Here is a 21,977-nt window from a genome sequence, read left to right on the forward strand (position 1 = left end):
ACCCGGGTGCTCGGGGCACCCGGGTGCTTCACTTCTTAGTAACGATAGTGCTCGGGCTTGTACGGACCGGCGACGTCGATGTCCAGGTATTCGGCCTGGTCCTTGGTCAGTTCGGTCAGCTCCACGCCGAGGGCATCGAGGTGCAGGCGGGCAACCTTCTCGTCAAGGACCTTGGGCAGGACGTACACCTGGTTCTCATACTCCCGCTGGCCGGCGTCCTGGTCCTTCTTGGTCCACAGTTCAACCTGGGCGATGACCTGGTTGGCGAACGAGTTGCTCATCACGAAGGACGGGTGCCCCGTGGCGTTGCCCAGGTTAAGCAGGCGGCCTTCGGACAGCACGATGATGGAACGCTCCGCGTCGGTTCCGGACTCGAACACCCATTCGTGGACCTGGGGCTTGATCTCCACCTTCTTGATGCCGGGGATCCTTGCGAGCCCGGCCATGTCGATCTCATTGTCGAAGTGCCCGATGTTGCCGACGATGGCTTTGTTCTTCATCCCGGCCATGTGCTCGGCCATGATGACATCCTTGTTGCCCGTGGTGGTGACGAAGATGTCGCCCTGGGCGAGGACGGATTCCAGCCTGGCCACCTGGTAGCCGTCCATCGCCGCCTGCAGGGCGCAGATGGGATCGATTTCGGTGACGATCACGCGAGAGCCCTGGCCGCGCAGCGCCTCAGCGGCTCCCTTTCCGACGTCGCCGTAGCCGCAGACGACGGCGACCTTGCCGCCCATGAGCACATCCGTGGCCCGGTTGATGCCGTCGGGCAGGGAGTGCCGGATTCCGTACTTGTTGTCGAACTTGCTCTTGGTGACGGAGTCATTGACGTTGATGGCGGGGAACAGCAACTTGCCCTGCTCAGCGAGCTGGTACAGGCGGTGGACACCGGTGGTGGTTTCCTCGCTGACGCCCTTGATGGTGGAGGCGGTGCGGGTCCACTTCTGTGGGTCTGCTGCGATGGAACGGCGGATGACCTCGAGGAAGATGCCGTATTCCTCCGAGTCCGTGGGATCAGCGGACGGTACGTTGCCCGCCGCTTCGAATTCCACACCCTTGTGCACCAGCATGGTGGCGTCGCCGCCGTCGTCAAGGATCATGTTGGGTCCCAGTTCGGGGTTGGATTCCGCGCCTGGCCAGGTGAGGATCTGTTCGGCGGTCCACCAGTATTCCTCAAGCGTTTCGCCCTTCCAGGCGAAGACCGGCACGCCCTGGGGGTCCTCCGGGGTGCCGTTGCCCACGACGACGGCCGCCGCGGCTTCATCCTGGGTGGAGAAGATGTTGCATGAGGCCCAGCGGACCTCCGCACCCAGCGCGGTCAGTGTTTCGATCAGGACGGCGGTCTGCACCGTCATATGCAGCGAGCCTGCGATCCGGGCACCCTTCAGCGGCTGGCTGGCGCCGAATTCCTCGCGCAAGGACATGAGGCCGGGCATTTCGTGCTCGGCCAGGCGGATCTGGTGGCGCCCTGCTTCAGCCAGGGAGATGTCGGCAACTTTGTAGTCGAAAGTCATGGGTGGTCCTTTGCTGTATCCGGTGCTGCTGTGTCCGTGCTGGACGGCGCTGTGTGCTGGCGCTTGCGGCGCCGGTTAGGGAGAGTGGAGGAAAGCCGTGTTGGCGCTAGGCGGGGGAACCGGTTCCCTGCCCAGGCTGGTGCCGGGCGGAATCGTGCTGATCTGAGCCGGCCGATGTTGCCGCGGCCAGCAACTCCGGTGGCAGGAGGAGGGGGATGCCGTCCTCGATGGCGTAGCGGGGCTTTGCGCCGCTTTCCGCGGCGGCGGTGGCCACCAGTTCGTCGCCGTCCTGGACCAGGGGTGAACCCGTCACGGGGCAACGCAGGACGGACAGCAGCTCAGGACTGATCTTTGGCATTGATTCATGCTCCCTGGCGGGCGCGGTGGCGCCGGTAGCGGACTTGTGTGCAGGTTCCAGCGTACCGCCAGACGGGGTTCAGGAAGGCTCGCGCAGAACCCGCAGGTGGCCCCGGCGGGTCCCTTCGGTACCCGCCGGGGCTTCCAGTGCTGCGTGGGGGCCCCGCTGCGCAGGCTGCTGCTGCGCCTGGACGGGCAGTGCCCCCGCGTCCCTGACCGCGTTCGCCAGGGCGAGCAAGTCATCAGGGCCGGGCTGCTGGGGCGTGGACGGCATGGCCAGCCTCAGCACCTCCCAGCCCCGGGGCACGGTGAGGGAATCGGCGTGCTGCTCGCAGAGATCGTAGCAATGCGGTTCAGCGTAGGTGGCCAAGGGGCCGAGGACAGCGGTGGAGTCTGCATACACGTACGTCAGGGTGGCCACCGCCGACTGGCGGCAGGCAGATCTTGAACACTGACGGATAGCTCCCACGACATCCCAGACTACTCGCTGTCGCCGCCAAAACGCCGCATTGTCGCCCTGTACGGGACGCGTCTTCGCCTCAAGGGGAATCTATCGCGTTAATCATTTCCCGGGTTTACAGTCGATGTATGCAGTCATCGAACCAGAAATCAGGCTTTACGGTCCGGTTGGCTGACCCGGACGCCCGCACGGACCAGGGCGGAGAGTCCACTAGCAGGAGCTTCATGCAGCGCCGGCGGAACCGCCACGGGCGCGGGCTTCGCGGTGAAGTGATGCTGCCCACGCATCCCGGGTACCGCACCCGCTCGGACCGTTTTGATGACATGGTCCTGGATTCCGCCCAGCGGCTGCACGATATCTGGGGAAAGACCCTGGACGGTGTCAGGTTTGGCGTCGACGAGATTCCCCCGGACCTGGAACTCCTGGCCGCCAGTTCAGCGCCGGTCCCCATGGGGTCCTACTCGCCCGCCACTGATGAGGATGGACCGATGATCACCGTGTATCGCCGGGTGGTGGAGCAGGCGTGTCCTGGAGTTGAAGAATTGCAGGACCTGGTCCATGACGTGGTGGTGGAGCACACCGCCGAAATGCTGGGCGTGGCCCCCGAGACCCTGGATCCGGTGTACCGGCGCCGCTACTGACGCCCCTCCCCCTTTAGGTGGTCCGCCGCCGCCGCACGTCGGCCGGGCCGGACGGCAGGCTTCTAATAGCTGATGGTCACCGGGACGGTTTCCTGCCCGGCGGCTGCCGGCTGGAAAGCGAGGGTGGAGACGTCGTTCCGGCCGTCCTGCTGGACCAGCACTGCGCCGTAGGCGGCGTCACCCGACGCCGACACGACATAGCCCACCACGTCGGCGTCGTCTGCCTTGTCCGGGACGGCGATGGACGCGGTGGTTCCGCCGGCGATATCGGCCGTGGCCGGTGCGCGGACCTTCCCGTCCGCCGTGATGGCCGAGTAGCTGATGGTGGCCCGGGTGCCAAGGGCGCCAAAAACCAACTGGCGGCTCCCGCCCCGCGGGACAGGCACCACGTGCTGGCTGCCAAGCCGTACTCCGGAGGCGGCCCAGGCGACGTCGGCCGGCTGGTCCGCCTGGAGGCCACGGCTGATGCGCGTGGAGGCGACGAAGGAGACGTCCGATTCCGCCGACACGGTGTAGTGGCCCGCCGGTATGCCCGCCAGGGAAACTTCGGTGACGGATCCGGCTTTGGCGGTGATCACCCCGCCGGAGGGGAGTGTCTTTTGGCCGTCGCGGCCGTACAGTTTCACTTCCACTACCGCATCAGAGGCACCGGGAACAGTGACGTGCAGGGCGGGCCCGGCGTCCTCGTAGCCCGATTTTCCTGTCAGGGCGGAAATTCCCGCCGGGTCCTGGATATCCACGCCGGTCATGACCTGACGCACGGCCGGAGCGGCACCGGGCGCAATGAAATCCACGCCTCCGGGTGTCAGGCCGCGCAGGACGCTTTGCTGGATGGCGGCCGCCACGGGACCCCCGGCGCTCCGCACCCGGACGCTGAGCTGTTCCTCTCCCGGGGCCAGGCCGGCCAGCACCACGGATCTTGTGGTGCCGGGAGCCACCAGTAGCCCGCGGCTGCCGGGCGCCTGGATCTGTCCGCCGCCGCCGAAGAGTTCCAGGCTGACGGTGGCCGGTGTGGTGGAGGCGTTGGTGAGGAGCAACACCGAGGCGCGCCCCACAGTGGTGCTGGCTCCGGCCAGCCACTGGTCGTTGGAGGGCTGCTGGCAGTTGGCCGCAGCGGTTCCTTGCAGGTCGCCGTCGGTGGCACTGAACTTCATGGCACCAGCGGCGGAAGCCTGCTGGTTGGCCAGGGCATCGGCGCTAAGCACTGTCACCTGGTCTACCGGCCGGTTGGCCACGGCCCCTGCCAGCAACTCCTGGCGGGCGCCTTCGGCCGGTGGCTGTCCGTTGTCTTTGGCGATGTCGACGGCGGTTGTCCCGTCCAGCTGCGACAACCGGCTGGCCGGCAGCACACCGGAGGCGCCAAGGACGGCAGCAGTCACACTGGTTGCGGCCGTGGCCGATACCGGGCTGAATTGCGGATCGGTTCCTGCCTCCGTGCCTTCCAGCAGCCGGGCCGGTCCGGGGCATACCCCAACGCTTTCACCTGCGGGAACGGCTGCCACGGCAGCAGGCACGCTCCGTGCGGATTGGGGAGCGGGGAGCAGTGATCCGGCTGCCACCACTGCGCCGGTACCAGCAAGGACGAGTGCTGCCGTGGCGGCGCCGGCCACGGCACCAGGACGGCGTTTCCGGCCGGGACGTCCTGCGTCCGGCCGGCCGGGGATCTGTTCACTCCCGGTGGTGTCGGCTGACATGGTGTGCTCACGCATTCTGCTGTTCCTTACGCAGGGAGCCCTCGTCACGGGAAAGGCCGGTTCTCGGCCTCCGGGCGGGCATGGGTATGGCCAGCATGATGGTCAGCCCGAACACGATGCCCTGCGCAATTCCTGCCCAGGGGGCCCAGGGGTTTTCATACCGGACTGACAGCTGGCCGCCGGAAGCGGGCAGCGTGAAGGCCTGCGACCAATCCGACGTGGTGGAGGTCAGCTTCCGGCCGTCGAGCCAGGCGCTCCAGCCGGGATCGGCCCGTTCCGCGAGGACCACCAGGCGGCCCTCGGGTCCTGCAGGGACCGGGGCGTCGACGCCGTCGAACGCGGACGGGACCAGCGACACCGTGGAACCCCGGGCGTCCACGATCCGGACCCGGTGGGCAATGTCCGCGGGCTGCAGCACCGGCTGGTTGAGGGGTGCGACCCGCCAAAGCCATCCAACGTCGGTCTGCCCCACAGCCACCAGGCCCGGCACGGCGTCCATCCTGCTTGCGGTCAACTGGGCTGCCGTGTCAGCGGAGCGGAGTACCACAAAGCCCACGCCGAGCTGTTCGAGGTCGCTGCGGGGGTCCACTCCCTGCCCGGCCACCAGCGTTGCGACCGCCCGGCGGACTGATGTGGTGACGTCGTCATCATCGCGGACCGTTTCGGCCCCGGGGGCACCCAGGATGTTGCGCGCAGCTGCCACGGCCGAAAGGCTGTCCAGCGTGGTGCCGGCGCCACGCATCAGGGCGGCGTCAAACGTGCCGTTTTCGCCCGTTTCGATAAGGAGCGTGCGCGTCTGCTCGGGCCCCGTTCCACGGTCAATGGCTGTGGCCGGAAGGGTGCGCGGGCTGGCAGCCTCGACAAGCCGGTGGGTACCCCATCCGGAACCTCCTGATTCGGAGGCGTCCGCCACCGTGGCCGGTTCTGCCGGGGAACCGGCGGCCGAAACAGCTGCCGGACGAAGCAGGTTCCGGGCGGACCAGGCGGCCATCCCGGCCAACGGGCCAACAAGGAGCAGCACCATGCAGAAAGCCACGGCCGAGCGTACGGCCGTCTTCTGCCTGGCCGGGCCGGCAACCGCTTTGTCCGCCACGCTGAGGAGTTGTTCGGCGCCGAGGAGTCCGGCGCCCAGGAGGGCGAACGATGCGGCGGAGACCACGGGACCGGTAAAAGGCACCACCAGGGTGTCAGCGTCCATGGCGACGGCGACGTGTGAACCGAGCCAGCCACCTGCCAGGGCAACCAGGGCAACAGCCCACAGCAACTTCGCCTTCGCGGCGCGGTGGCCGCTGAACAGCCCCGCCACGGCAAGGGCCAGGACCGGGACGGCCAGGAGGAGGGCCATCAGCAGGGCCCATGGCAGGGTCCCGTCCTGGAAGTAGGGCAGTCCATCCAGGCCCTTGTCCGGCGCAAACTCCAGCGGCTGGCCCAGGAGCTGCTGCCAAAGCGGTGCAGCATCAAAGCCGAGCGGCAGGCCGGGGTCGGCCAGGAGCGCCCGCGGCTTGTCCAGCACGGACAGACCGAACGGGATGAAAAGCGCGGCGCTTGGCAGCAGTGCCCACCAGACGGTGCGGCCGCGGCGGCCCAGCACGAGCCCGCAGAACACAATCACTGCCGTGGCGGGGACCAGGAGTGAGGGGGCAGCGGCGGTAACGACGGCCATGGCCAGGCCGGCTGCGGCGGCAGCCGTCCATGATGGCATGCCGTTGATTCCAGGCCGGACCGGGGGTTTCTCGCCACGCCGTTCGGCCGGGGCAGGAAGCGAAAAGCGCCCATGGCCCACCGCCGACCCGGTGGCACGCAACAACGCGAGGACAAAAAGCGGGATCATCACATGGGCCACCAGGGCGCCAACCCGCCCCTGGTTCAGGGCTACCTGCAGGGCAGGAGCGGCCGCCCAGAACAGGGCTGCCGCGAGGCGGAGCCGGCGCCGGACCGTCAGTCCTCCGGCCGCGAACCAGGCAGTGAGGGCGGACAGGGGCGTGCCGAGGAGCAGCAGCCAGGCCATGGCCGCGTTGGCGTCACCGCCGCCGAGGACGCCGAGGAGCCACAGGACATAGCCGAACGGGTCTCCCTTGCCAGGAAGACCTGCGCCGAGGGTGATCCACCAGTTGGAGGCATGGTTCCAGATGTCCCCGAGCTCGGAGGAAACGGGGATCAGGGCACCGCCGGCCACCGCGTCTGCCCTGAAGAGGCCGGCCAGGCCGAGCAGGGCTGCTACGGAAGCAATGATGACCGCCGCGAGGGCGCCGTTACCCACCCAGCCCCGTTTGGTGGTTGCCAGGGCAGCGAAATCGTCGGAAGCATCACCGCTGGGCTGGTGTGCCAGCGGGTCCTGCTCAAGGTCGTCAGCCTGGCTGCCGTCCGAGCCGATGGCTTCCATCAGGGACCGCCGGTGGCTCCAGACTTCGCGGCGGGGAGTTTGAAGCTTCCGGATGACAGACCGCCGGATCCGGCGCGTCTGCCGGGCCGTCCGCCTGGCGCGCAGCACAGCCCGCGGACGGGCCAGGGCGGCGACGGTGGCAAGGAACTGGGTAATACCGTGGCCCGGGTCCTTCAGCGCAATACTCACGACCAGCCTGAAGAGGCAGCCAAGGAGAGCGCCGACGGCGTGCACGGGAACCATCCATGCCGGGGCGTGCTTGAGCCGCAGGTGGACCTGCGCCTTCCGTGCCGCTGCCGGGTTCCCCAAAGCGTGCGGCCTGTGGCTGACGTGGAACATCCGCGCCGCAGGAACTACCACCACGCGGTGGCCGGCCAGGCGGTTGCGCCAGCAGAAGTCGACGTCGTCACCGCTGCCGGGGAGTGCGGGGTCGAAGCCGCCGAGCTGTTCCCAGATGTCGCGGCGGACCAGCATGCCTGCGGAGTTGACGGCGAAAGTATCGCTGCGGCCGTCGTACTGCCCCTGGTCGAGTTCGTCGGCGTCAATCAGGGTGAGCCGCTCGGCCCAGCGGCTGGTGGAAAGGCCGACGTCGATCAGCCGGCGTTCCGAGTGCCAGTCCAGCTGTTTGCAGCCTGCGACGGTCACGGAGGGTGCCCGCTCCACGGCACCCAACAGCTCGGCAAGTGCTTCGGGGGCGGGGGCGGCGTCGTCATGCAGCAGCCAGATCCATTCCTGCCTGCTGTCTTGGGCGCTGCCCTTCCGGGCGGCCGGCGCCGCCAGTCCCGCGGAAACCGCTGCCCCCATGCCGCCTTTGCCGCGGTCATGGCTGACCACGCTGGCCGCACCCATAGCCCGCTCAAGGAGGGCGCGGGAGTTGTCGCGGGAGCCTGCGTCCACACCAATGGCACGGTCCACGGGCCGGGTCTGGTCCGCCAAAGCTGACAGGGTTCTGGGCAGGTAGTCACTGCCGTTGTGGGCGACCACAACGGCAGTGACAAGGACATCCTGGTGAATTAGATTGCTCGCTTCCTCAGCCGCCGGCGCTCACGCTCGGAAAGGCCCCCCCAAATGCCAAACCGTTCGTCGTTGGCCAGGGCATACTCGAGGCACTGCGACCGTACATTGCAGGCACCGCACACCTTCTTGGCGTCACGGGTGGAACCACCCTTTTCGGGGAAGAACGCCTCCGGATCCGTCTGGGCGCACAAGGCGTCAGTCTGCCAACCAAGTTCGCCTTCGTCGTCGAAGTCCTGCTGGAACGGCAGTCCTATCCAGACCGGCTGGACGGAGTCAGGGGCGCGCAGCTCCATGGGTGGATCAAGTTCGTCTTCGGCGTCCTGTCCCCCGGCCAGAAGGGCCTCATGCGCCGCAAGGAATGCCGTGGCCTGGTCCTCCAGGAGGCCGCCGGCATCGCGGTTATACCGCTCCGCGGCCCCAGGATCCGCAGGGTCCACGAACCAGTCACCTGGAACCCCCCGCGCACGGTACTTTGCCGTTGCCTGACCGGCCACGACGGCATCTTCCTGGATACGCTCTACATGCCCCACGGCGACCCTCCTGATGTTGCAGCCCCTGCCTGGATACGCAGGCACTCGGTTGTGTGCCGGTATTTACGCAGTCGCTTTAGATACCTAATTACACGTGTGTAACTAGGGCGAGTCAAGCCGCTGCCGGGATAATAATCAGTGAACTTCCCCAACGATGGTCACGCCACGCCCGGGATTTTTTCCTCCCCATCCCGGGAACAACCCGCCGGGCACCTCTTTGCTTGCGGAAACTGGCCGAAAAAACCCGTAGTTGCGCGAAAAATACCCCGTAAAGGGATAAATAGCAAGCACGCTTACCTTTACTTGTGATAAATATCACTTCAGGAGCCTGAGCGTTTCCATAGCATCAGCACCCGATGACCGTGTGCCGAAGCAGTGGCAGGATGGTGCCATGACTACACCCGCGCTCGATTTGATGGCGAACCTTCGCTCAGGAAATTCGACGGCTCCCCGCCTCACGTGGTACGGCCCGGACGCCGAACGCGTGGAACTCTCCGGCCGGGTCCTGGACAACTGGGTGGCCAAGACCAGCAACCTGCTGCAGGACGAACTCGACGCAGAACCGGGGATGCGGCTGCGGCTGGAGCTGCCGGCCCACTGGAAGGCACTGGTCTGGGCGCTTTCCGCGTGGCAGCTTGGCCTTGAGGCGGTAATCGCGGGACCCGACGCCGATTTCCTGGTCACCGCCGATCCCCAGTCAGCAGATGGGAACTACGACGCCGTCATCGCCGTTGCGCTCCCCGCCCTGGCCATGCGCTGGTCGGGAGAACTCGCGCCCGGCTGCATTGACTACGCGGCAGAAGTCCGCAGCCACGGCGACGTCTTCATGTCCCACGCCGATGCCGACCCCGGCGCCTGTGCCATCGTGGACAGCGAGGGCCGGGGACACCTGCACGGGGAGCTGTTCGATACCTTCGCCGTGGCCCACGAGGAGGGCGTGCGGCTGCACATCCCTGCCTCGGACGGACTGGAAAAAGCCCTGGCCCATGCCCTCGGCGCCTGGAAGCGGGGAGGTTCCGTCGTGCTGACCCATCCTGATGTGGAACTGACGGACAAGCTGCTGGCAGCGGAACGCATCCACGGCAGCTGACAGCTGTTCGTCCAGGGCGCTCCAGGGCAGTCCCGGGATCCCTACGGCTGGGTTGACCTGTCCGGCGAAGGCTCGCGCTCGGCCGCGGCCGCGGCTTCCTTGTGGTGGTGGTGGATTTCGATGAGTTCGTGGTCGTGCGAGAACTCGGGCTCCTGGTCCAGCTCTTTGTTGAAGACCAGGAAGCGGTAGGCAAAGAAGCGCACCACTGTAGCGACCATGATGCCGAACACGCCGGCGAAGAACAGCAGGTTTTTGTCCGTGATCCCCAGGCCGTACTTGGCCACCGCAGTGAAGCCCGTGGAGATGCCGATGCCGATGCCGTTGATCAGGATGAACATGAGGAATTCGCGCAGGACATTGTCCTGGCGGCGGTGCCGGAACGTCCAGAACCGGTTGGCAATCCAGGAAAAGACCGTGGCTATTGATGCACCCACAAAGCGGGCCTTGGCTTCGCTGTCCGACATCGGGCCATGCATCAGGTAGTAGGTCATGCCGTTGTCGATGACGAACGCCACACCGCCGACTGCGCCGAACTTGGCCACTTCGCGCCAAAAAAGCGAGGCCAGTCCCCGGATACGATCTGCTACTGCGGTATACATGACCCTCCATGGCCGTTCAACTATGGGCCACCTGGCCAGAGGCCTATTTTAGCCCCCAAAACATGGAGCCAGCCTCCCAAGGATGCACGGGGCAGCCCCACGTTACACAAAATCGCCTCCACCACCGCTGCCGGAGGCCGGGATACCGGGCGGTCTTCGGTAGGCTGGCCCATGTGACTTTTCCAGTAATAGGTGTGGTTGGCGGCGGCCAACTTGCGCGAATGATGGCCCCAGCCGCAACTGCACTCGGCTTCGAACTCCGTGTCCTGGCTGAAGGCGACGACGTGTCGGCAGTAGCCGCGGTTTCCACTTCCCCGGTGGGCGACTACAAGGATCTGCAGACCCTGGTTGACTTCGCCCAGGGCCTGGACGTGCTGACGTTCGACCACGAACACGTGCCCACGGACCACCTTCGGGCCCTGCAGGAAGCAGGAGTGAACGTCCAGCCGGGGCCCGACGCCCTGGTGCACGCACAGGACAAGCTGGTGATGCGCGCCGCGATCGACCGGCTCGAACTGCCCAACCCTGCCTGGGCCCCGGTGGACGATGTGGCCGCCCTCGTCAGTTTCGGTGACGCCACCGGCTGGCCGGTGGTCCTGAAAACGCCGCGCGGCGGCTACGACGGCAAGGGCGTCCGGGTCATCAATTCGGCAGAGGAAGCAGCCGGCACCGAGGACTGGTTCCAGGCGATGAGGCCCCTCCTGGCCGAAGCCAAGGTTGAGTTCACCCGCGAACTGTCAGCGCTGGTCGCCCGGACTCCCGATGGCGAGGCACGCGCATGGCCGGTAGTGCACACCATCCAGGTGGACGGTGTCTGCGACGAAGTGATTGCCCCTGCCCTGGACATCCCCGTGGAGGTTGCCGCGGCAGCCGAGGACGCAGCCCTGCGGATCGCCGGCGAACTGGGGGTGACCGGAGTGCTGGCCGTGGAAATGTTCGAAACCCCTGGCGTCGGTGCGGGCTTCCTGATCAATGAACTGGCCATGCGCCCCCACAACACCGGACACTGGACCCAGGACGGGGCCGTGACGAGCCAGTTCGAGCAGCACCTGCGCGCCGTCCTGAACCTGCCCCTCGGTGCAACCGATGCCCTGGCCCCGGTGACGGTAATGAAGAACTTCCTTGGTGGCGAGAACCAGGACCTGTATTCCGCGTTTCCGCTCGCGCTGGCCAGCGAACCGGCCGCCAAGGTGCACTGCTACGGCAAGTCGGTGCGTCCGGGCCGCAAGATCGGCCACGTGAACCTCGTAGGCACGTCCACTGCCGACGTCGATTCGGTCCGGCGCCGCGCCGCCATGGTGGCCAACATCATCCGCGACGGGCGGGCAGCGGCGGATGAAGCGCCACACACTTTCGAGGAGACTGCATGAGCACCCCAGCAAACCCCGCCGCCGGTGCCGCCGCAAGCCCCCTGGTGGGCCTGGTCATGGGCTCCGACTCCGACTGGCCGGTGATGGAGGCCGCTGCCGACGCCCTGGCCGAATTCGGGATCCCTTTTGAAGCGGACGTAGTCTCCGCCCACCGGATGCCGACCGAAATGATCCGGTACGGGCAGACAGCCCATGAGCGCGGACTGCGGGTGATCATCGCCGGAGCCGGCGGCGCCGCGCACTTGCCGGGAATGCTGGCCAGCGTCACTCCCCTGCCGGTCATCGGTGTTCCGGTTCCCCTGAAAACGCTGGACGGCATGGACTCACTGCTCTCCATTGTCCAGATGCCTGCCGGCGTGCCCGTAGCCACGGTGTCCATCGCCGGCGCGCGCAACGCCGGACTCCTGGCTGTCCGGATGCTTGCCGCGGGAACGGACGAGTTTGCCGTGTCCCTCCGCACCGACCTTTTGGACTTCGCTTCCGACCTGAACGCCGTGGCCAGCCGCAAGGGGGCCAGCCTCCGGCAGAAAGTCAGCGAAGTCTTCGCTGAAGGCAACAGCTCCCAGCGGGGCAGCCGTTAGGACCGCCGGCATGTCCAGCAGCAAAGTTCCGCAGTCGCCGTCCGACACCGCGTTGACGGACCCGGTCCGCTACCCGGTCAGCGCTTCCGCTCCGGTCCGGACCAAGCGTGCATTCGTCCTGATCCTGCTGACGCTCCTGGTCCCGGGCAGTGCGCAACTGGTGGCGGGCGACCGCAAGCTGGGCCGGGCTGCCCTCCGCGTAACGCTCTGCGTTTGGGCTGCCCTGCTGCTGGCGGTCCTCCTGCTCGTTGCCAACCGGACAGCGCTGGTGACCATTGTCACGAACCCGTTTGCCTCGCTGGTGATCGTCATCGCACTGGTGGCCCTCGCGGCGGGCTGGGCCGTCCTGTTCATCAACACCCTGCGGCTCATCCGTCCCGTGCTGCTGGCGCCGCGGACCCGGCCGGCCGTCGTCGTGACCCTGGTCCTGGCCCTGGTGGCCGGCAGCGGCTCACTCGGCTACGCAGCATACCTGCTCAACGTCAGCCGCAATGCCATCGGCAGCATCTTCTCCTCCGGCCCGGCGATCGATCCCGTGGACGGCCGCTACAACTTCCTGATGATGGGCGGCGACGCCGGCGACGACCGCACCGGAAGGCGCCCGGACAGCCTCTCCGTGCTGAGCGTGGACGCCGAAACCGGCCAGACAGCCATCATCTCAGTGCCCCGCAACCTCCAGAACGCTCAGTTCAGCGAGGATTCACCGATGCGGTCCATTTACCCTGACGGGTACAACTGCGGCGACCAATGCCTGATCAACGCCATCAACACCGAGGTTACGAACGAGTACGCGGACCTCTACCCGGGAGTGGCCGATCCGGGTGCCCAGGCAACGCTGGAGGCCGTCTCCGGAACCCTGGGCATTACCGTGCAGGCCTACGTCCTGGTGGACATGGAAGGCTTCGCAAAGCTGATCGATGCCATGGGCGGCATCAGGATCAAGGCCGGCGGCTGGGTCCCCATCAGCGGCGACGTCATCGACGAGGCAAACGGCATCCACGGCATGCCCCTCGGCTGGATCCCGGCCGGCGAACACCGGCTCAACGGCGACCTCGCCCTCTGGTACGGCCGCTCGAGGGAATTCGTGGACGACTACGCCCGGATCCAGCGCCAGCAGTGCGTCCAGCAGGCAATGCTCAAACAGCTTGACCCTGCCACGCTGCTGTCGAAGTTCGAGGACATCGCCAACGCGGGAACCAAGGTGGTCGATTCCAACATCTCCTCCTCCCAGCTGGGCAGCTTCGTGGACCTCGCCATGAAGGCGAAGGGCCAGGATATTAAGCGGCTCACCATCGGCCCGCCCGACTTCGACGCTTCCTTCTCCACCGTGCCGGACTTCGACCAGATCCACGAGCGCGTGGACGAGCTGCTGGCCTCGGCCTCGGCGCAGGACGCCCAGTCGGCAGGAGCTGCCGACGACGTCATGGTTGTCCCGGCCTCTGGCGCCGGTTCCATCCAGGCGGCAGGAGCCTTCCCGGCCATCCCGCTGGCTGCGGGCAGCGCCGTACGGCAGCCCACGCCGTCGGACTTCACCCCGGTGACCACCACGCCCGACGGCGAGCCGATCACCGAAGAGATGCTGAACCAGCTCAAGCGTGAGGGCAACGAGCAGGCCATCCGCGAACTCGTGGCCAGCAACGGCATGTGCGCGGCGCTCTAGCCCCCGCAATCAGACCTAAAGAAACGGAACCGGTTTTGTACGAGATTGACAACGTCCTCCGGGATTACGCCTGGGGTTCCACAACGGCCATCGCGGCGCTCCTGGGCCGGCCCGAATCCGGCAGGCCCGAAGCGGAACTCTGGATCGGCGCCCACCCCGATTCGCCGTCCGTAGCCCATGTGCCTGAAGACGGCAGTTCCACCCCGCTGGACGCCTTGATCGCCAAGGATCCGGAACACTTCCTGGGCGCCGGGTCCGTGTCGCGGTTTGGCCCCCGGCTGCCCTTCCTGGCAAAAATCCTCGCCGCAGCCCAGCCGCTGTCGCTGCAGGTCCACCCCAGCCTGGAACAGGCCAAGGCCGGTTTTGCCCGCGAAAACGCCGACGGCGTGGCCCCCGATGCGCCCCACCGCAACTACCGCGATGACAACCACAAGCCGGAGATGATCTTCGCGCTGACGCCCTTTGAGGCCTTGTGCGGTTTCCGCCCGGTAGCCGAGACCCGGAACGTACTGAAGCGCGTTGCGTCGGCCTTTGAGGCAGTGGAGGGGCAGGTTCCTGCCCTGCTGCCTGCGCTGCTGGGGGACCTGAACGAGGCCGATGAGGGGGCGGGCCTCCGGAAGGCCTTTGAACGCCTCATCACCGGCGGACAGGTTGTGTCCGATGCCACCGCCCAGGTGGTGGCAGCGCTTCTGGCCGGCGGATCCCTTGCACCCTACGAGGCCGAGCTGGGAACGGTCATCAGCCTCAACGAGAAGTATCCGGGCGACCCCGGGGTGCTGATTTCGCTGCTCCTCAACCGGATTTCGCTGCAGCCGGGCCAGTCCGTCTACCTGCCCGCCGGTAACGTCCACGCCTACCTCCACGGGCTGGGCGTGGAGGTGATGGCATCATCGGACAACGTGCTGCGCGGCGGGCTGACACCCAAGTTCGTCGACGTGCCCGAACTCCTGCGCACCATCGATTTCCACCCGGTGGCCGTGCCGATGCTCGATGCCGAGAAGAGCGGCCTCGACCAGGAACTCTACCGCCCGCCTTTCGCGGAGTTCCAGCTTCAGCGCATTGAACTGCAGCCCGACGCCGCCCCCGTCCCGCTGGCCCAGTCAGGTGCCGCGGTGGTGATCGTGGTTGCGGGCCAGGTGTACCTGGACTCGCCGAAGGGCGACCTGCAGCTTGCGCGTGGCGGCAGCGCATTCCTCGCTGCCGCCGAAGCGCCTGTGAACGTCCACCCGGTGGCGGGCAGCGCGGAGCCTGCCCTGGCGTTCGCGGTGACTACGGGCCTTTAGCGGCGGAGCACAGCACGGGCGCGGCCGGCTGCCGTTTTCGCCAGCCGGCGCCCCGCCTGGATGCCCTTCCGCGCCAGCGGCATTGCCAGGGAGTAGGCCGGGTAGAACGGCGACAGCGGCTTTTCCCAGGTTCCCAGGAGCATGTTTTCATGCTTGCCGAACTGCTTCTTGAAGTCCGAGATGCCATCGTTGAGCAGCCCGTTGAAGTCGTACCGTGAGCACCCGTCCTCGCGCATGGCCTGCAGTGCTGCCCACTTGACGCCGTAGTTCACTCGCTTCTTCTGGCCCTCCGCGGAAACGCCGCCGTAGAGCTCGAACGCAGTGGCACCGCTGCGTGCCAGCCAGACAAAGGCCAGCAGCTGCTCGCCGTCGAACGCACCAATGATGGGTGAGCCCTCCCCCAGGTTGCGGAAAATATCCCGGTAGTACTGGTCCTCGTGGATACCGAAGCCGGCCCGCTCAGCCGTCTCGTGGTAGATGCCCAGCACCTGTTCAAGCTCGGATTCGTTCTTGACCTTCCGGAACTCCACGTCGCTGCGCATGGCCTTGCGGATGTTTGCGCGGGTGGTCTTGGACATGTCCGCCATCAGCTCGTCATCAGACTTGGTGAGATCGAGGATGAGGGTGCGCGGGATGAGGACGGTGTTGCTGGTCTCGCGGAAGCCTGCTCCCGCAACGGCCCCCGCATAGGGGGAATCCCGGTCCCAGTCGGGTTCGATGCTCAAGGCAACGCCGTGGTGGCGGGACGTAGCGTGGTCGGCCAGGCTGCGAAGCACGGCCGGAGTGTCTTCCACCGAACACATCGGGCCGCGGGGAATGTAGACCAGGGCGCGGAAGGGAACCGGGAGGCGCCGGACCAGCAGCTGGGCACAGCCGATGGTGGTGCCGCCGGCTTCAAGGAGCACGCGGTCGACGGACCAGCCGTGCATTGCCTTGGTCTCGCCCCAGCCCCAGAGCTGTTGCGGATGTCCCTGGAACTGGTCTACATGGTCATCCCAAAGGGCGCGGTCAGTACAGGGAACAACAGCTGGAATCATGGCTTAAACCCTATACCAAGGCTTTAACGCCGGAGTCCCGGAGCACAGTGCTCCGGGACTCCGGCGGTCCAGCCGGGTGGCTCAGCTCTTGCGGGCGTAGCCTTCCCACTTGTCTGCGCGGTGCTCGCCGTCCACGAACCGGATGGTTCCGGACTTGGAGCGCATCACGATGGACTGGGTCAGGACCTTGTCCTTGGAGTAGCGGACACCCTTGAGGAGGTCGCCATCGGTGATTCCCGTCGCGGCAAAGTAGCAGTTGTCGCTGGAGACGAGGTCGTTGGTGGAGAGGACGCGTTCCAGGTCGTGGCCGGCGTCGATCGCCTTCTGCTTCTCTTCGTCGCTGGTGGGCCACAGCCGGCCCTGGATGACGCCGCCCAGGGACTTGATGGCGCAGGCCGCCACGATGCCTTCGGGGGTACCGCCGATGCCCATCAGGGCGTCCACGCCGGTGCCTGAGCGGGCCGCGGCGATGGCACCGGCCACGTCACCGTCCATGATGAACTTGGTGCGCGCCCCGGCCTCGCGGATTTCCTCCACCAGCGGACGGTGCCGGTCACGGTCAAGGATCATCACGTTGAGCTGGTTGACCTTCACGCCCTTGGCCTTGGCAATCAGGTGCAGGTTCTGCTTCACCGGCAGGCGCAGGTCCACCATGTCAGCGGCTTCGGGGCCGGTGACGAGTTTCTCCATGTAGAAGACGGCGGAGGGGTCGAACATGGAGCCGCGTTCGGCGACGGCCAGCACGGCGAGGGCGTTGTTGATGCCGAGTGCGGTCAGGCGGGTTCCGTCGATGGGGTCGACGGCGACGTCCACCTCGGGGCCGGTGCCGTCGCCAACGCGCTCACCGTTGAAGAGCATGGGCGCTTCGTCCTTCTCGCCTTCGCCGATCACCACCACGCCGTTGAAGTGGACAGTCTGCAGGAACGAGCGCATGGCGTCCACGGCGGCACCGTCCGCCGTGTTCTTGTCGCCGAAACCCACCCAGTGGCCACCGGCGATCGCTGCCGCCTCGGTAACGCGGACAAGCTCGAGGGCAAGGTTGCGGTCCGGTTCGTCGTTGCCCACCGCCAGGGACGGTGAGATCGTGGAGTACTTCTGGGTCATGGACGCTGGTGACACGTGAACCTCTTCTTCGAGTGGCGATCATTGAACCCGCCCGCCGGAACAGGTGGACGGTGATTCCTCTACTTCCGATCATAGTCGCGGGGCCGCCTGCCGGGCGGCGGATGACGTGGCGGCGCAATGTGCCCGCAGGGGACGTTCTGCGGCGCGAGCCGGCCGAATGGAAGTTGCCCGCTGGCATGGGCGACTATAGAAGGGTGAATGACATGCAGGAGAAGACCAGTCCCAGCCCCGAGCCAGCGGAGCCTACTGGCGGCCGGCAGGCAGCCGGTCCGGCTGGCGAAGCTCCGGTAAAGCCTGTCATTCCGGCTGCTGCCGCCAAGCGGGCGAATGCTTCAGCCATCGGCATGATCATTGCACTGGTGGTCAGCATCGCAGCCTTCCTGCCGATCATCCTCATGAATCCGCTGCCCAAGACCGACGGCTACCGCCCCGACATCGATGTGGCGGCCGTCTCCCGCAATGCCACGGATGTGGCAGGATTCACACCCGCGGCGCCCGAGACCGGCGGCGCCTTCCGCCCCAACTACGCGCGCTGGGAGGCAGGCACGGGCAGCGGGGTCCCCACCTGGGAGGTCGGCTTCCTGACCCCCAAGGACTCATTCATCGCCCTGGTGCAGACCAGCAAGGCCAACCCCACCTGGCTGCTCCAGCAGACGCGGAACGCACCGGTGACCGGTTCCCGGAACGCCGGAGGCCAGGAATGGGAAATCCGCGACACCGGCAAGGGCGAGAAATCCCTGGTCCTGGACTACCGCGGGACCACCGTCATCCTGTCCGGCGCCGCCCAGCTGGACGAGTTCGCCATCCTGGCGGACGCTGTCGTGAAGTCCATGGAAAGCAGCCCGGCCGTCACAGTTTCACCCTTGGCCACTCCTGCACCGTAACGTAGTCGCGTGGCTACTTACCTGACTCCTGCACTTGCCTGGCGCCGTCTGCGCGAAGGAAACGAACGCTTTGTCAGCGGCGAGACGTCCCATCCCAACCAGGACGCGTCGCGCCGCTCCTCCCTCGTGGAGAACCAGCACCCCTTTGCGGTGATCTTTGGCTGCTCCGATTCCCGCCTCGCGGCCGAGATCATCTTCGACGTCGGGCTCGGTGACGTTTTCGTGGTGCGCACGGCCGGCCAGGTGATCGATGATGCCGTCCTGGGCTCCCTCGAGTACAGCGTGGGGGTGCTGGGAGTGCCGCTGATCGTCATCCTCGGCCACGACAGCTGCGGCGCCGTCAGCGCCACCAAGTCGGCCGTGGAGACGGGCCAGATGCCCGCCGGCTTCATCCGCGACCTGGTGGAGCGCATCACGCCTTCCGTGCTGACCTCCCTCCGGAACGACGAAACCGAGGTCAATGACATGGTGGTGGAGCACGTCAAGCAGACCTCGCAGCGGCTGGCGGACAGCTCGCGTGTGATTTCGGACGCAATCGAGGAAGGCCGGACGGCAGTCATCGGTCTTTCGTACAGCCTGGCAGAGGGCCGTGCGAACCTAGTTTCGGGAATTGGCGAGCTCTAGAAGGCCTCCGCACGGGGCCCGGCAAGGGCCCCGTAGCATGCTCTTCACGGTTTTCGATGGGTGGCTGGTCGCCATAAGCTAGCCCCATGACTTCCACTGAAGAGTTCCGCATTGAACATGACACGATGGGCGAAGTCCGCGTCCCCGTGAACGCACTGTACCGCGCGCAGACGCAGCGGGCAGTGGAGAACTTCCCGATTTCCGGCAAGACCCTGGAACGCACCCACATCGAGGCGCTGGCCCGGGTCAAGAAGGCTGCCGCCCAGGCCAACGCTGAACTGGGTGTGCTCGACGGCGAGCTGGCCAAGGCAATCGCAGGCGCCGCTGACGAGGTTGCTGCCGGCAAGTACGACGGCGACTTCCCCATCGATGTTTTCCAGACCGGTTCCGGCACCTCCTCGAACATGAACACGAACGAGGTCCTCGCCGAACTGGCCACCCGCGCCCTGAAGGCCGCCGGCAGCGACAAGGTTGTCCACCCGAACGACCACGTCAACGCCTCGCAGTCCTCCAACGACGTGTTCCCCACTTCCGTGCACGTTGCAGCTACCTCCGCGCTGATCAATGACCTGATCCCCGCGCTGGGTTACCTGGCCGAGTCGCTGGAGCGCAAGGCCGTTGAGTTCAAGGACGTGGTGAAGTCCGGCCGCACGCACCTCATGGACGCCACGCCCGTAACCCTGGGACAGGAGTTCGGCGGCTACGCGGCACAGGTCCGCTACGGCATCGAGCGCATCAACGCCGCCCTCCCCCGCGTTGCCGAGGTTCCGCTGGGCGGCACCGCCGTGGGCACCGGCATCAACACCCCCGCCGGGTTCCCGGAGCGGGTCATTGAACTGCTCGCTACGGACACGGGGCTGCCCCTCACGGAGGCACGCGACCACTTCGAGGCACAGGCCAACCGCGACGGCCTGATCGAGGCGTCCAGCCAGCTGCGCAACATCGCCATCTCGTTCATGAAGATCAACAACGACCTGCGCTGGATGGGCTCCGGCCCCAACACCGGCCTGGGCGAGATCGCCATCCCCGACCTGCAGCCCGGTTCCTCGATCATGCCCGGCAAGGTCAACCCGGTCATCTGCGAGGCGTCCATCATGGTGGCCGCGCAGGTCATCGGCAATGACACCGCCATCGCCTGGTCCGGCACCAACGGAGCCTTCGAGCTGAACGTCGGCATCCCGGTCATGGCCGCCAACCTGCTGGAGTCCATCCGCCTGCTGGCCAACACCAGCCGCGTCATGGCGGACAAGATGATTGACGGCATCACCGCCAACGTGGAACGCGCCCGCTTCCTGGCGGAGGCCTCGCCGTCCATCGTCACCCCGCTGAACAAGTACATCGGCTACGAGAACGCCGCCAAAATCGCCAAGACGGCCGTCGCGGAGGGCCTGACCATCCGCCAGGCCACCGAGAAGCTCGGCTTCGTCGGAGACGGCGAAGGCAAGGTCTCCGAGGCTGACCTGGACAAGGCACTGGACGTCACCACCATGACGGCCCCGGCCCACAAGGCATAGAGCCGCACCACCCCCGAACGCCCGACGGCGGCCGGTCACCTTTCGAACGGAAGGTGACCGGCCGCCGTCGTACTCTAAGGAGTTTTTGTCCAGATATGGCGCCTTAGCAGCCCTTAAACCCTCCATATCTGGACAAAGATTCTTGGGCAGGGGGAAACGGACAGCCTATCCAGCGCGGCGCCTTCACGCCGGCAGGAGCATGGCGACGGCGGTCCCGGCCAGCATGAAGGGACCAAACGGAATGGACGACTTCAGTGTCCCGCGCCGGGCCGCCAGGAGCGCAACAGACCAAAGCGCGCCGAGCAGGAACGCCAGGAAAGTCCCGGCGAACACATGCCCCCAGCCGAGGTAGCCGAGGTACATCCCCAGCACCCCGGCCAGTTTCACGTCGCCAAAGCCCATGCCTGGCGGGTAGGCAAAGCGGAGCACAAAGTAGAAGAGCCACAGCACGGCCGCGCCGGCCAGCACCCGGAGCGCCGGCACGGCAAACAAGGCGGCACCAAGATTGCCGCCCGCCGGGGCGGCGGCGCCGGCAATGGCGGCAGCGAGCAGCAGGATGCCGGCCACGGCATAAGACGGGAAGACAATCCGGTTGGGCAGCAGGTGGTGCCGGACGTCGATTACTGTCAGCCGGACAGCCATCACCGCGAAGTACAGGCACGCCGCGAGCACCAGCCAAAAGGCAGTCGGCATGTGCTGCCACAGATCCCCCAGACGACCAATCACCCCTCGGATGCTACTGGAATTCCCGTGGCTGCCGCACCGTGCCCGCGTAAACTGTGGATATGGCGACATGGGATTCCCGGCACCGGCCGGATCCGGAGCGCGGCGCATCATCCGCAGACCCAATCGCCACGTTCCGCAACCTGTGCCGGTCCTCGCCCTGGAAGTGGCAGTCCCTGCGCTTTGAGTACTGGGACGAACCCTTCACGGAGGCCCCGTCCCCCACGGCTCCCCTCGTGCGGGCCTGGCTCCGCCGGCCCGGTGCCCTCCGCCTCGAAAGCCCGGACGGACTGGTCCTCCACAGCACCACCGGAATCAACGATTCCCGTGACGGTCTCTACGTCAGCTCCACCCGCAAATCGTGGCTGCTGCCGCCGCAGCTGGTCACGCCCGTTTACGACGGCTCCGGCTTGGTCAAACGCCGGCCCGAAGCCGCCTATGGGGAACCGGGATTCGGAAACGGCCGCTTCTCCGCCGCCCTGGATCCGGTTGAACTTGCGGGCAACTCCCCCGTTCCCCTTGAGTTTCCGGGCAGCAACGCCGTGCTGGTTGAGGAGCACCGTGCGGTTGAACACGAAGGCAGACCAGCGCTGGAGGCCGTGGTAACCCCCACTCCGGCCTACCACCCGGCCGATCCTGCTGCGCCTCTCTGCCTTGCCGGGCGCAACCGTATCCGGATGGACCTGGGAACCGGAGTTTGCGTTGCCAGCCAATCTCTGGAACCGTCCACCGGCGAATACGGCCATTGGCTGCGGATCCTTGCCGTGGACGAATACATGCTCGATGACCTGTTCCTGGCCGAATCCATGAACCTTACGGACGTGCGGCGGCACATCAGCTGGGACATTCCCGCCTGATGTGACAGGCCCCGTGATGCTGATCGGCTAGGCT

The 21,977-nt window shown here is 66.6% G+C and carries 20 protein-coding genes; 10 read left to right on the top strand and 10 right to left on the bottom strand.

Annotated elements, in window-relative coordinates; all coding sequences use genetic code 11:
- Nucleotides 1–35: 35 nt before the first annotated feature.
- From ahcY to AC5RT3_RS06880, 3 genes are all read right to left on the bottom strand, one after another.
- A complete protein-coding gene (ahcY, locus tag AC5RT3_RS06870) occupies nucleotides 36–1,514 on the bottom strand; it encodes an adenosylhomocysteinase (RefSeq protein ID WP_494123825.1) in 1,479 nt (492 codons plus the stop codon).
- A gap of 106 nt (nucleotides 1,515–1,620) precedes the next feature.
- Nucleotides 1,621–1,872 (bottom strand): Trm112 family protein, encoded by a 252-nt coding sequence (locus tag AC5RT3_RS06875; RefSeq protein ID WP_494010606.1) that lies wholly within the window; start codon nucleotides 1,870–1,872, stop codon nucleotides 1,621–1,623.
- A 78-nt stretch (nucleotides 1,873–1,950) separates the two neighbouring features.
- A complete protein-coding gene (locus AC5RT3_RS06880; protein ID WP_494010607.1) occupies nucleotides 1,951–2,340 on the bottom strand; it encodes a DUF3499 domain-containing protein in 390 nt (129 codons plus the stop codon).
- A 119-nt stretch (nucleotides 2,341–2,459) separates the two neighbouring features.
- Between AC5RT3_RS06880 and AC5RT3_RS06885 the strand changes: the two genes are divergently transcribed.
- A complete protein-coding gene (locus AC5RT3_RS06885; protein WP_494010608.1) occupies nucleotides 2,460–2,972 on the top strand; it encodes a metallopeptidase family protein in 513 nt (170 codons plus the stop codon).
- A 62-nt stretch (nucleotides 2,973–3,034) separates the two neighbouring features.
- Here AC5RT3_RS06885 and AC5RT3_RS06890 read toward each other — a convergent pair whose 3' ends face one another.
- Genes AC5RT3_RS06890 through AC5RT3_RS06900 form a run of 3 tightly spaced genes read right to left on the bottom strand, consistent with a single transcriptional unit; the run spans nucleotide 3,035 to nucleotide 8,596 of the window.
- Entirely contained in the window at nucleotides 3,035–4,681 is a 1,647-nt protein-coding gene (locus AC5RT3_RS06890) for a DUF5719 family protein (protein ID WP_494123826.1), read from the bottom strand.
- Nucleotides 4,674–8,033 (bottom strand): glycosyltransferase family 2 protein, encoded by a 3,360-nt coding sequence (locus AC5RT3_RS06895; RefSeq protein WP_494123827.1) that lies wholly within the window; start codon nucleotides 8,031–8,033, stop codon nucleotides 4,674–4,676. Before AC5RT3_RS06895 ends, AC5RT3_RS06890 begins: the two co-directional genes overlap by 8 nt.
- 29 nt (nucleotides 8,034–8,062) lie before the next feature.
- Nucleotides 8,063–8,596 carry a WhiB family transcriptional regulator gene (locus AC5RT3_RS06900; RefSeq protein ID WP_494051433.1) on the bottom strand — a complete coding sequence of 178 codons (534 nt, stop codon included), beginning with the start codon at nucleotides 8,594–8,596 and terminating at the stop codon, nucleotides 8,063–8,065.
- 391 nt (nucleotides 8,597–8,987) lie between these two features.
- Between AC5RT3_RS06900 and AC5RT3_RS06905 the strand changes: the two genes are divergently transcribed.
- The gene (locus tag AC5RT3_RS06905) at nucleotides 8,988–9,686 is read left to right on the top strand and encodes a TIGR03089 family protein (RefSeq protein WP_494103463.1); all 699 of its coding nucleotides are present in this window, start codon (nucleotides 8,988–8,990) and stop codon (nucleotides 9,684–9,686) included.
- Between the two features lie 41 nt (nucleotides 9,687–9,727).
- On the opposite strand, the gene AC5RT3_RS06910 is transcribed toward AC5RT3_RS06905, so the two are convergent.
- Nucleotides 9,728–10,285, bottom strand: coding sequence for a GtrA family protein (locus AC5RT3_RS06910; protein WP_494123828.1), 558 nt, complete (start codon nucleotides 10,283–10,285; stop codon nucleotides 9,728–9,730).
- A 173-nt stretch (nucleotides 10,286–10,458) separates the two neighbouring features.
- On the opposite strand from AC5RT3_RS06910, the gene AC5RT3_RS06915 reads away from it, so the two are divergent.
- From AC5RT3_RS06915 to manA, 4 genes are read left to right on the top strand one after another with little or no spacing between them, the layout of a single operon-like run.
- A complete protein-coding gene (locus AC5RT3_RS06915; protein ID WP_494051430.1) occupies nucleotides 10,459–11,655 on the top strand; it encodes a 5-(carboxyamino)imidazole ribonucleotide synthase in 1,197 nt (398 codons plus the stop codon).
- A complete protein-coding gene (purE, locus tag AC5RT3_RS06920; protein ID WP_494051429.1) occupies nucleotides 11,652–12,236 on the top strand; it encodes a 5-(carboxyamino)imidazole ribonucleotide mutase in 585 nt (194 codons plus the stop codon). Before AC5RT3_RS06915 ends, purE begins: the two co-directional genes overlap by 4 nt.
- Before the next feature lie 10 nt (nucleotides 12,237–12,246).
- Nucleotides 12,247–13,896, top strand: a complete 1,650-nt coding sequence (locus tag AC5RT3_RS06925) for an LCP family protein (RefSeq protein ID WP_494123829.1) — start codon at nucleotides 12,247–12,249, stop codon at nucleotides 13,894–13,896.
- A gap of 35 nt (nucleotides 13,897–13,931) precedes the next feature.
- Nucleotides 13,932–15,179 (top strand): mannose-6-phosphate isomerase, class I, encoded by a 1,248-nt coding sequence (gene manA / locus AC5RT3_RS06930; RefSeq protein WP_494123830.1) that lies wholly within the window; start codon nucleotides 13,932–13,934, stop codon nucleotides 15,177–15,179.
- Here manA and AC5RT3_RS06935 read toward each other — a convergent pair.
- Both AC5RT3_RS06935 and glpX read right to left on the bottom strand, forming a co-directional pair.
- Nucleotides 15,176–16,216 (bottom strand): lipid II:glycine glycyltransferase FemX, encoded by a 1,041-nt coding sequence (locus AC5RT3_RS06935; protein WP_494123831.1) that lies wholly within the window; start codon nucleotides 16,214–16,216, stop codon nucleotides 15,176–15,178. The two genes, manA and AC5RT3_RS06935, sit on opposite strands and share 4 nt — an antisense overlap.
- Before the next feature lie 81 nt (nucleotides 16,217–16,297).
- Nucleotides 16,298–17,320, bottom strand: a complete 1,023-nt coding sequence (gene glpX, locus AC5RT3_RS06940) for a class II fructose-bisphosphatase (RefSeq protein WP_200859118.1) — start codon at nucleotides 17,318–17,320, stop codon at nucleotides 16,298–16,300.
- A 224-nt stretch (nucleotides 17,321–17,544) separates the two neighbouring features.
- Between glpX and AC5RT3_RS06945 the strand changes: the two genes are divergently transcribed.
- From AC5RT3_RS06945 to AC5RT3_RS06955, 3 genes are all read left to right on the top strand, one after another.
- Nucleotides 17,545–18,225 carry a DUF4245 domain-containing protein gene (locus AC5RT3_RS06945; protein WP_494123832.1) on the top strand — a complete coding sequence of 227 codons (681 nt, stop codon included), beginning with the start codon at nucleotides 17,545–17,547 and terminating at the stop codon, nucleotides 18,223–18,225.
- A 9-nt stretch (nucleotides 18,226–18,234) separates the two neighbouring features.
- Entirely contained in the window at nucleotides 18,235–18,849 is a 615-nt protein-coding gene (locus AC5RT3_RS06950; protein ID WP_494010619.1) for a carbonic anhydrase, read from the top strand.
- Nucleotides 18,850–18,935: 86 nt separating this feature from the next.
- The gene (locus AC5RT3_RS06955) at nucleotides 18,936–20,363 is read left to right on the top strand and encodes a class II fumarate hydratase (RefSeq protein ID WP_494051424.1); all 1,428 of its coding nucleotides are present in this window, start codon (nucleotides 18,936–18,938) and stop codon (nucleotides 20,361–20,363) included.
- Nucleotides 20,364–20,546: 183 nt separating this feature from the next.
- Here the strand turns inward: AC5RT3_RS06955 and AC5RT3_RS06960 are convergent, their stop codons facing one another.
- Nucleotides 20,547–21,089, bottom strand: a complete 543-nt coding sequence (locus AC5RT3_RS06960) for a prepilin peptidase (protein ID WP_494123833.1) — start codon at nucleotides 21,087–21,089, stop codon at nucleotides 20,547–20,549.
- A 59-nt stretch (nucleotides 21,090–21,148) separates the two neighbouring features.
- Here AC5RT3_RS06960 and AC5RT3_RS06965 point away from each other — a divergent pair, with 59 nt between their 5' ends.
- Nucleotides 21,149–21,943, top strand: a complete 795-nt coding sequence (locus AC5RT3_RS06965) for a hypothetical protein (protein ID WP_494051423.1) — start codon at nucleotides 21,149–21,151, stop codon at nucleotides 21,941–21,943.
- Nucleotides 21,944–21,977: the final 34 nt, after the last annotated feature.

The sequence above is a fragment of the Arthrobacter sp. Y3221159 genome (genome assembly GCF_059089885.1).

Coding starts and splice junctions, on each gene's coding strand:
- ahcY (WP_494123825.1), bottom strand. CDS start 1,514: ATGACTTTCGACTACAAAGTTGCCGACATCTCCCTGGCTGAAGCAGGG.
- AC5RT3_RS06875 (WP_494010606.1), bottom strand. CDS start 1,872: ATGCCAAAGATCAGTCCTGAGCTGCTGTCCGTCCTGCGTTGCCCCGTG.
- AC5RT3_RS06885 (WP_494010608.1), top strand. CDS start 2,460: ATGCAGTCATCGAACCAGAAATCAGGCTTTACGGTCCGGTTGGCTGAC.
- AC5RT3_RS06890 (WP_494123826.1), bottom strand. CDS start 4,681: ATGCGTGAGCACACCATGTCAGCCGACACCACCGGGAGTGAACAGATC.
- AC5RT3_RS06905 (WP_494103463.1), top strand. CDS start 8,988: ATGACTACACCCGCGCTCGATTTGATGGCGAACCTTCGCTCAGGAAAT.
- AC5RT3_RS06910 (WP_494123828.1), bottom strand. CDS start 10,285: ATGTATACCGCAGTAGCAGATCGTATCCGGGGACTGGCCTCGCTTTTT.
- purE (WP_494051429.1), top strand. CDS start 11,652: ATGAGCACCCCAGCAAACCCCGCCGCCGGTGCCGCCGCAAGCCCCCTG.
- AC5RT3_RS06925 (WP_494123829.1), top strand. CDS start 12,247: ATGTCCAGCAGCAAAGTTCCGCAGTCGCCGTCCGACACCGCGTTGACG.
- AC5RT3_RS06935 (WP_494123831.1), bottom strand. CDS start 16,216: ATGATTCCAGCTGTTGTTCCCTGTACTGACCGCGCCCTTTGGGATGAC.
- glpX (WP_200859118.1), bottom strand. CDS start 17,320: ATGACCCAGAAGTACTCCACGATCTCACCGTCCCTGGCGGTGGGCAAC.
- AC5RT3_RS06945 (WP_494123832.1), top strand. CDS start 17,545: ATGCAGGAGAAGACCAGTCCCAGCCCCGAGCCAGCGGAGCCTACTGGC.
- AC5RT3_RS06955 (WP_494051424.1), top strand. CDS start 18,936: ATGACTTCCACTGAAGAGTTCCGCATTGAACATGACACGATGGGCGAA.
- AC5RT3_RS06965 (WP_494051423.1), top strand. CDS start 21,149: ATGGCGACATGGGATTCCCGGCACCGGCCGGATCCGGAGCGCGGCGCA.